The 9,099-nt window shown below is 54.5% G+C and carries 8 protein-coding genes and 1 pseudogene; 6 read left to right on the top strand and 3 right to left on the bottom strand.

What is annotated here, in order from left to right; translation table 11 throughout:
- A pseudogene (locus BM193_RS26315) lies at window positions 1-318 on the top strand (hypothetical protein); the annotation flags it as partial.
- 53 nt (window positions 319-371) lie between these two features.
- Here the strand turns inward: BM193_RS26315 and BM193_RS26310 are convergent.
- From BM193_RS26310 to mgtA, 3 genes are read right to left on the bottom strand one after another with little or no spacing between them, the layout of a single operon-like run.
- On the bottom strand, window positions 372-893 hold the full coding sequence (locus BM193_RS26310) for a ribonuclease HI family protein (protein WP_092802536.1): 522 nt from the start codon (window positions 891-893) through the stop codon (window positions 372-374).
- Complete coding sequence (locus tag BM193_RS26305; protein ID WP_092802539.1) at window positions 890-1,231, bottom strand: DUF6677 family protein; 342 nt, start codon at window positions 1,229-1,231, stop codon at window positions 890-892. The genes BM193_RS26310 and BM193_RS26305 overlap by 4 nt, the downstream gene beginning before the upstream one ends.
- Before the next feature lie 36 nt (window positions 1,232-1,267).
- Window positions 1,268-3,952: a magnesium-translocating P-type ATPase gene (mgtA, locus tag BM193_RS26300; protein ID WP_092802542.1), complete on the bottom strand. Its 2,685-nt coding sequence runs from the start codon at window positions 3,950-3,952 to the stop codon at window positions 1,268-1,270.
- Between the two features lie 531 nt (window positions 3,953-4,483).
- Here mgtA and BM193_RS26295 point away from each other — a divergent pair.
- The 5 genes from BM193_RS26295 to BM193_RS26280 all read left to right on the top strand — a co-directional run bounded on the left by BM193_RS26295 (window position 4,484) and on the right by BM193_RS26280 (window position 8,877).
- Window positions 4,484-4,996 carry a DUF1579 domain-containing protein gene (locus tag BM193_RS26295; protein ID WP_092802545.1) on the top strand — a complete coding sequence of 171 codons (513 nt, stop codon included), beginning with the start codon at window positions 4,484-4,486 and terminating at the stop codon, window positions 4,994-4,996.
- A gap of 506 nt (window positions 4,997-5,502) precedes the next feature.
- Complete coding sequence (locus BM193_RS28575) at window positions 5,503-5,817, top strand: hypothetical protein (RefSeq protein ID WP_139176330.1); 315 nt, start codon at window positions 5,503-5,505, stop codon at window positions 5,815-5,817.
- 123 nt (window positions 5,818-5,940) lie between these two features.
- Entirely contained in the window at window positions 5,941-6,198 is a 258-nt protein-coding gene (locus BM193_RS26290) for a hypothetical protein (protein WP_092802548.1), read from the top strand.
- A gap of 392 nt (window positions 6,199-6,590) precedes the next feature.
- Window positions 6,591-7,931: a hypothetical protein gene (locus BM193_RS26285; protein ID WP_139176332.1), complete on the top strand. Its 1,341-nt coding sequence runs from the start codon at window positions 6,591-6,593 to the stop codon at window positions 7,929-7,931.
- Window positions 7,932-8,187: 256 nt separating this feature from the next.
- On the top strand, window positions 8,188-8,877 hold the full coding sequence (locus BM193_RS26280; RefSeq protein ID WP_092802554.1) for a phospholipase D-like domain-containing protein: 690 nt from the start codon (window positions 8,188-8,190) through the stop codon (window positions 8,875-8,877).
- Window positions 8,878-9,099 lie beyond the last annotated feature (222 nt).

Below are 9,099 nucleotides of genomic sequence, written 5' to 3'. Positions count from 1 at the left end.
GACATCGTCGACAGCGTGCAGCGCGTGAGTGACATCATCACGGAAATCACGGCCGCCAGCAGCGAGCAAAGCGTGGGCATCGACGAGATCAACCGTGCCATCGGCCAGATGGATGCCGTGACGCAACAGAACGCGGCGCTGGTGGAGGAATCGGCGGCGGCCGCCGAATCGATGCAGCACCAGGCGCACAGCCTGGCACAGGTCGTCAGCGTCTTCAAATTGAATGGGCAGCAGGCCAGTGTCAGCGGCTTGAAGGGGACCAAGCGTCCGGCAGCCAAGGCGCCAGCAGAAGCATTGCAGATCGGCCGCGCCGCCTAAGTTGCTTACCCAGTAACGGCTGGGGTCGTACCCTGAGGGTACGACCCCGGTATTTAAGCCTCTGGGGTGAAGCTTGCGATCGCCAGTTGCGAAAGCCGGTCCGCCTCGCCATTGCGGTGGCGCGGCAGCCAGCGCAAGCTCACATCCGTGAATTGTTCCAGCAGGGCCACTACGGTGGCCCGCTGCGTTTCCAGCCCCTTGGCGCCGGCCGGCGTCGTTCCCAGCACATCGTTGATCACCACCTGGCTGTCGCCGTACAGCAGCAGTTGCACGGGCGGCGGGCGCACGGCCTGCGCCGCCTGCAGCACGGCTGTCAGGGCCGCATATTCCGCGTCGCTGCTGCTGCCATAACCGGCTGCCTGGCTCACTTCGATACGTTCGCCGTTCGGCCCCAGCAGCAGTGCGCCTATGCCCAGCTTGCCCGGGTTCGGGTGGGCGGAACCGTCGAACCAGCCGCGCCAGGCCAGCGGGCCGCCATCGTCCTGTCGCTTGAGGGCCAGCTGGTCGCGGCGCGCCTGCATCTTTGCTTCCTTGCGCTTTTTGCGTTCATTGCGCGCGTCACCTTCCGCCGTCATGGCTTGATCAGGAAGGTGTCGATCAGGCTGCCGATCCAGCACGCCACCAGCACACACACGGCCAGCGTCATGGCGGGGCCGTCGCTGGCGGACAGGGCATCGACTTTTTCCACGATCAGCTGCACGTCCAGGGGCAGGGCGCCGCTGTCGATCTGTGCCATGATCTGGTCCATTCGTGCCATGATCTGGCGCAATACGATCACCAGCGCGACGAGCGCCGGCACGAGGAACAGGCAGCCGCGCGCCTTGCGGCCAAGCAGAAAATGGCCGCTGCCGGGGAAGACGAGGGCCGACAGCAGCAGGGCCTGGTGACGTTTGGAAAGGGAGGAGCCGCTCATGCGTGCCTTTTGTAGGGGAAAGAGCGGCTCATCATACTATTGCCAGCCGAATTTGCGCAGATACACGCGTTTCATGAACGTCGTCAGCAGGGTGTAGCAGACGAGGATGCCCAGCAGCCAGGGGAAGTAGCCCAACGGCAAAGCTTGCAGCTTGAAGTAGGTCGCCAGCGGGCCCATCGGCAGGAACACGCCCACGGCCATGATGGCGGTGGTGGCCACCAGCAGGGGCACGGACGCGATGCTGTCGATGAAGGGCAGCCTGGGCGTGCGGATCAGGTGCACGATCAGCGTCTGCGTCAGCAAGCCCACGACGAACCAGCCGGATTGGAACAGGGTCTGCTGCTCTGGGGTATTCGCGCCGAACACATGCCACATCAAAATAAACGTGCTGATGTCGAAGATCGAGCTGATGGGGCCGAAGAACACCATGAAGCGGCCGATGTCGCGCGGGTTCCAAGTCAACGGCTGCTGGATCAGTTCGGCGTCAACGTTGTCGAACGGGATGGCGATCTGCGACACGTCATACAGCAGGTTTTGCACCAGCAAGTGCAGCGGCAGCATGGGCAAGAACGGCAAAAAGGCGCTGGCCACCAGCACGGAAAACACATTGCCGAAGTTCGAGCTGGCCGTCATGCGGATGTATTTGAGCATGTTGCTGAAGGTGCGCCGGCCTTCCAGCACGCCTTCTTCCAGCACCATCAAGCTCTTTTCCAGCAGGATGATGTCGGCCGCTTCCTTGGCGATATCCACGGCCGAATCGACGGAAATGCCGATGTCGGCCGCGCGCAGGGCGGGCGCGTCGTTGATGCCGTCGCCCATGAAGCCGACGATATGGCCATTGCCGCGCAGGGCGCGCACGAGGCGCTCCTTGTGCAGCGGGCTGAGCTTGGCAAACACGGTGTTGTCCTCGGCCGCTTGCGCCAGGGTGGCGTCGTCCATGTCGTCCAGTTGCGGGCCCTGCAGCACGCCATGCACGGCCAGGCCCACTTCGCGGCAGATCTTCGCCGTCACCAGGTGGTTATCGCCTGTCAAGACTTTCACGGTGACGCCGTGTTCCGCCAGCGCGCGCAGGGCGGGCGCCGTCGATTCCTTCGGCGGATCGAGAAACGCCACATAGCCGATCAGGGTCAGCGCCGTTTCATCGGCCACGCCGTACACGGTTTTATGCGGCGGCACTTCCTTGACGGCCACGGCCACCACGCGCAAGCCTTCCGCATTCAAGCCCTGTGTGGTGTCCAGCACTTTCGCCAGCAGGGCCGGATCGAGCGGGATGCTCACGCCACCGAGACGCAGGTGGCTGCAGGCGGCGAGAATTTCCTCGACGGCGCCCTTGCAGATCAGCTCATGGTGGTCATTCTTTTCAGACACGACAACGGACATGCGGCGGCGCACGAAATCAAACGGGATTTCATCGACTTTCACGTAGTCGCGGGCCAGTTGCATTTCCGTCTGCAATTCGACATGGTCGAGCACGGCGCGGTCCAGCAGGTTTTTCAGGCCCGTCTGGTAGTGGCTGTTCAAATAGGCAAATTGCAGCACTTCATCGGACGGCTGGCCGAACACGTCCGTATGGCGTTCCAGCACGATCTTGTCCTGCGTCAATGTGCCCGTCTTGTCCGTGCACAGCACGTCCATGGCGCCGAAGTTCTGGATCGCATCCAGGCGCTTGACGACGACTTTCTTTTTCGACAGTTTCACGGCGCCCTTGGCCAGGGTGCTGGTGACGATCATGGGCAGCATTTCCGGCGTCAGGCCCACGGCGACCGACAGGGCGAAGAGGAACGCTTCCATCCAGTCGCCCTTGGTCCAGCCATTGATGAGGAACACGAGCGGCGCCATCACGAGGGCGAAGCGGATCAAGAGCCAGCTGACGCTGTTCACGCCCGCCTCGAACGCCGTCGGCGTGCGCTCGGTGGCCGTCACGCGCGTGGCGATGGTGCCGAAATAGGTGCGGTTGCCCGTGGCCAGGACCAGCGCCGTGGCGGCGCCCGAGATCACGTTGGTGCCCATGAACAGCAGATTGGCCAGTTCCATGGGGTCTTTGCCATGGGCGTCGGCCAGCTCTGCCATCTTTTCCACGGGCAGGGATTCGCCCGTCATGGCGGCCTGGCTGACGAACAGGTCCTTGGCGGACAGCAGCCGGCAGTCGGCGGGGATCATGTCGCCGGCCGACAGCACGATGATGTCGCCCTGCACCAGTTGGCGGATGGGCAGCTCAATCTGCTGGCCATTGCGCAGCACGGTGGCGGTATTGCTGACCATGGCTTTCAGGCGTTCGGCGGCGCGGTTCGAGCGGCCTTCCTGCACGAAACGCAGCAGGGTCGACAGGATCACCATGGTGCCGATGACGATGGTCGCTTTCGGGTCTTCCGTCAGGTAGGACACGATGGCCAGCACGGTGAGCAGCAGGTTGAACGGATTCTTGTAGCACAGCCACAGGTGCTGGTACCAGGCCAGCGGTTTCTCATGTTCGACCTCGTTCGGCCCCGTCTGCGCGCCGATGACTTGCGCCTCGGCATCGCGCAAGCCTTCCAGGCGCGTGTGCAGGCGGTTCAGGGCGCTGTCCAGATCTTCATGGGCGGCCGCCAGCAGCTGGCGCGCCAGGTGGTCGGGCACGGGCCGGGCCGTGCTGTTTTCCAGCGGCATGGCGCGGCGGCGGAAATTGCCGGCCGTATGGCGCTTGCGCAGGAACGATTCGAATAAGCGGGTGAAGAGATTCATGGCTCTTCCTTTCACGACGAGGTGTTGACGGGCGGCGCAGCCGCAGGCAAGACTTGCGTGCCGCCAAGACACAATCGTGCTGGCGGGCAATCCGGGTCAGTAGCCGGTCGCGATCGGAAAGAGGGGGGAGAGGCGCGCAGCCGGACTGGCCGCGCGAGACACCGCACCTTGCTCAGCAAGGCACGGCGGAAGGAACCCGTGTTGCTTGCTGTTTAGCTGCCGAGGCAATCACCGATACAAGATCGGCTACTGTCACTAGAACAAGTACCCACGTGGGACTCCGTAAATGAATAATGGGGGCATCTTATGCACGTGCTGCAAGAGTGTCAACTGAAGAAATCTTAGGTTTCCAAAGTGTAATGTTGGTGTGGACGAATACGAAAGTCCGATGCCACGGCTATTCGCGTTGGTGTGACAATGTATGCATTTTTCTTGCTTGCAGTTTGCTATCCTTTGCGGCCACTCACGGCCCATTTCGGCAATGAAAAGCCCGGTCGAGCACCGAGTTAAATCAATTTAGGAAACCTCGTAATGCATTTGCCAGTCGATATAAACGCTCCCCGAGACTTTGATTTCATCATCGGCGATTGGTTAGTCAAACATCGCCGGCTCAATTCCAGATTCACAAGTTGCATCGATTGGACAGAGTTTGATGGGCTGTCGTCGACTGTCAAGACACTGGGTGGCTTCGGCAATTTGGAGGACAACATTCTCTACTTCCCGGAAGGTAGCTTCCGCGCCCTTGCACTCCGTTCGTTTTGTATGGAATCCGAAACCTGGTCTATCTGGTGGCTCGACGCACGCAACCCGACAGCACTCGACGTACCCGTCGTTGGAAAATTCTCCAATCACATCGGCATATTTTTTGCAGACGACATACTCGATGGCCAAGAAATAAAAGTGCGCTTTACCTGGACCGCTACGCCTGAGGAAAATCCTCGTTGGGAGCAGGCTTTTTCCAAGGATCAAGGGAGAACATGGGAAACAAACTGGACTATGGATTTCCTGCGTGTCGCGCAGGAAATGGCCCCCATTCAGTCATAAAAGCTGAACGTGTCAACGACGGCAACCGGCCAAGAGCGGACCTTCAGTTATTGATGTGAAAGGGAAAGATACATGGCAGTGCAACCGGAAACTCCGCAATAGAAAAGTGCCTCAGCTACGAGAAAGACCGCCGCAACACGTACGGTGAAAACAGCAAGGCCTCACGCAAAGGCATCCCATTAGCTAAAGCACGAGCGAACCGTTCAGAGCGGCACACGCATAATCATGTTCTCGCGACAGCAGTTGGTATTGAGAACAGCGACGCCATGGCTGCTGTTGAAAATCTTGTTCGGAGTACCGAACCTCGAGACTGGCGTAAGTTCCCGGACACTTGCTTGGGCGAAGTCTTGGACCGAAAAGCTAACAAGTGACAGTCGTCCGCGATGGGGCGCATCTTGCCAACGACGGCAAGCGGCCAGAAGCGGCCAGTCAAAAAGTGGATTTCAATGAAGTATAAATTAATACGCTCGATGGCCCACAACTGGTCACACTCGTTCATGAGTTGCATGAACTATTTGGATGGCGGCTTTGTCTTCGAGGATGTGTATCAGATGGCGCGAGAGCGGCGCGGTGCAAAGGTAACCATTAATTGGATTCCTGCAACAAGCGAGGAATTGTTCGGATTTCCTCCAAGAGTTAGAAATTGCGTGCTCGCCTATCGAATCGGATTGGCAGAGTATCTAAGGCGTCATAGCATTGATGTTGCCGCACTTATTGAATTCCGTACAGAAGTGTATGTGACAGAAAATTTCCGAATGTATGTTCGCGCGTATGTTCTCGATAGCAGGAAGAAAGAGCACATCGCGTATGTTTGGAATTAGGCGATGCAGTTTGCTCTTCGGCATCCGGCTTCAAAGCATCGGGCCGGTCGATGGTGTGAAGGAGCGCAATGGGCCATAAGCGGAAGTTCACAATGTTATTGAAGTGTAGTAAAAGGTTGTCCTATGATTAGTAAAGATAACGCTCCGGCAGCATGGGCCACACTGATGTACGAGCTTGAAGATGCGCAAGAACACTTGACCACGCTCATATCGAAGATGAGTAGCGAGGCTGACTACGATGAGATAAATCTTCGCATTGACCTCGGCCATGTGTTTGCGCACTTGAACAGGGCTTGGCATCTACGTGATTTGACGGAAGACCTCGATCAAGAGCAGTGGCAGCGCACCAGCCAATTTCCAAAGGACTTAGACCCGATATAGTTCGTAGAAGATTGGCTGGATGCGGCCAAGAGCAGCCATTCGCGTTGACGTGACAATGCGTGACTTCTCTCGCTTGGCATTTCGCTATGCTCATGGGCCGTTAGCGGCCAAAAGCAATTCACGCGACTTTATTAATTGCCATCTGTCCGGTTTTGGGCCATTCATGATTCAAGTAGAAGTTCTCGACGAAAGCGTTTCATGGCCATTCACAATTCCCCCCGGCCCGAGCAATCACGATGGGGCTCCACCGCGTGAATATCGCCCTCAGGAATTTGTTATGTGGATTTAATGAGCGGATTTTGTGGTGGCCAATCAAAATAATATCTGCTTAAACACTATTACTATAGTGCCCAAAATACTGGGAGCACAACACTTTAATTAACTGAAAAACCATGCACGCACGCTTTCTCTCTGCCCCCGATTTAGATGGAACGTTTGATTATTTCTCTAACATCCTTACGCTTTTGCAATATACTGAAGCCGATTCCGCGGAAATTCATGCAGCAATAAATTGGAAATCCGGTGAGCCAATGGATCGGCGGATGTTGAAAATCCGTGCTCTGGTATATCACGAGATAACCCATTTTTTAGATCTACACACAACGTTTTGGGGCCATCAATATCTAGTGCGCAAACTCAACTTTGCCCAGTCATTGACAAGAGATCTCCCAGATGTTGACGACAGGCTGGCTGTATTTGCCGTGGAGACAGGAGAAATCGATATACACAAAGAACTAATTGTTGAGGGAACGCTGCCGCCAACGGCCTGTAAGCGCCTAACACACCAATTGCAGTACGAAGAAAAGTTTGGAGTGGTTTTGATAATAAACTACTGCAGTGGTGATACGGTTCATCATCAGGTTCCTCTCAGTACTCTTTCTTTGCTAGAAGCGCACGCCACAGCCAACGAATTCCTAAGCATTCTTGAGTACGCAAAGACGATCGACGATCCAGTTGATGCTGCAATTATTAACCGAGAAACACGAGAAAGCTTTGATGATTTACTTAACGACGTTTCAAGGATCGAATATTCCGTCTTACTTAGTCTTACCAGGATCCATTTTCCTGAGATTGATCTTAAATCGCTTATGTCGATGATTTCAACCTTGGCGCGCTTCTCGTTGGACGCGACTTTTTTCAGGATTGGAATAATTGCCAACCGAATTGAAGAAACGTTCTCGAACCGCAGTCTGGGTCACTTTCTTTCAATGGAACTAAGGCGAGACTCTCAGCGGGCATTGATTTTTTTCAAGACCGTGCTTTTTATGTACGAATGGAAGGAGTGGCTTAGCAAGGAAGAAAAAGATATATACCTTGCCTTAGTGGGAGATGATCCGCATGCCGCGATAGTAGAAATGTGGGTCAAATACAAAGGTATGGATGTCGAGGATTTTGACGACAGATTTGATTTTCTGTTCGAAGGAGCTCTGGAAAGATTAGGAAATTACAAATCCACGTTATGCGATGCAGTACTTTCAGCGGAGAATTTGCAAAATAGAAAAATCATAGGCAATCGTGCTATTGGTTCAATCGACCTTCCGAGTCTGAAGTTGATTGATATGGTTCTGCATGACGGCACTATTGTGAAGGCCCCCAACTCGATCAACTTTGATGTCGAAACATATTTTGATATTAATATGGAACTGTTCTCGCGTATGGAAAGACGGTACCGGGAATATAGGGGGAAGAGAATACACATGCCTCCGGATACGGTAGAATATTTTCATTTTTAATTTAATAAAGAGAAAGCATTATGGTAGGTAATGCTACATTCCTCCTCGGTGAAAGTCGAGCTTTAGGCATGACAATGATTTGTGAAATATTAGTAACCGGATGAGTTAATGGCGGCAAAGTCCGGTTTCGGGCGGCTTCAGCCAAGAGTGAGAATTCGTGAGTTTTACAGATGAGCAAGCTGCTATCCTGAACGCCGTCGGCCGGGTTCGGCTAGAAGCAGCCCGTCTCGCCCCCCCACAGCAAAGGAGCTTTCACATGAGTATTCAACTGATTAACGGCCTTCTCGGCAGCGCTACACTTCTTAAAGCCCTATTGGATGAACTGAAGGCGAATAAGGGCACCTTAGTTGTTATAGGCGTTGGTTATTTTGCAGGTGACGATAATCTTATTAAAGAGTTTGGTGAGGCTTTAAGAGACTGGCTCGCCAAGTCCGAATCACGTCGAGTGTGCATTTTTGTAGGTGATTGGCGTGATGTAGATGCGGCGACGGTCGAAAAGAACGAGGCCAGCGTCCGCGGACTTGCGGTCTTACAGCAAGTACTCGAGTTCGACACGCGTCTACAGCTGGTTTTTATCCCAGAGTTGCATGCCAAGTTTTATTCCGTTTGGACGAAACAAACACTGGAATGGGTCTCCATCGGAAGCAGCAATTTCAGCAAATCAGCCCTTCGTGAGCAAAATATTGAGCTTGATCTCGTGTTCCGAAGTCAAGATTCCTGCTTGGTCGCGATTGGCAGGCAGTTGGCCGGTTTCATCGTTGCGTTACATGGACAACAGACCGACGACATCGGACTTGAATCTGCGATGACAGACGTGATAGATCGTAATCTGGAGCGGGAATACAAGATTCAGGCCACCACTCTGGCAAGAAAAACGCTTGCCGAAAGAAAAGAAATGCTTGGCGCGATGGCTGAATCCGACCGCGCCCAAGGTATATCCTCATAGATTTTATGTTATGGGGTGCTGAACATTTCTATAGACGGGGTACTGTCATTCGTAGCACCCGTTGCTGGAAGAGTTTTGCAAGATGTTCGCCGCAAGTTTTGTAAAGCTAATAATTTATCTATGCTGAATAAACTAAAGTTGGAAGGGATGAATTCTGAGAATGCTTGAATTTTCGATTGTTTTCCTTTAATTCTAAATTGGGATAGAAATAAAGGTATTTAC

The organism is Janthinobacterium sp. 344 (genome assembly GCF_900112025.1).
Classification (GTDB): Bacteria; Pseudomonadota; Gammaproteobacteria; order Burkholderiales; family Burkholderiaceae_D; genus Janthinobacterium.
This window is presented reverse-complemented; position numbering and strand designations above follow the sequence as displayed.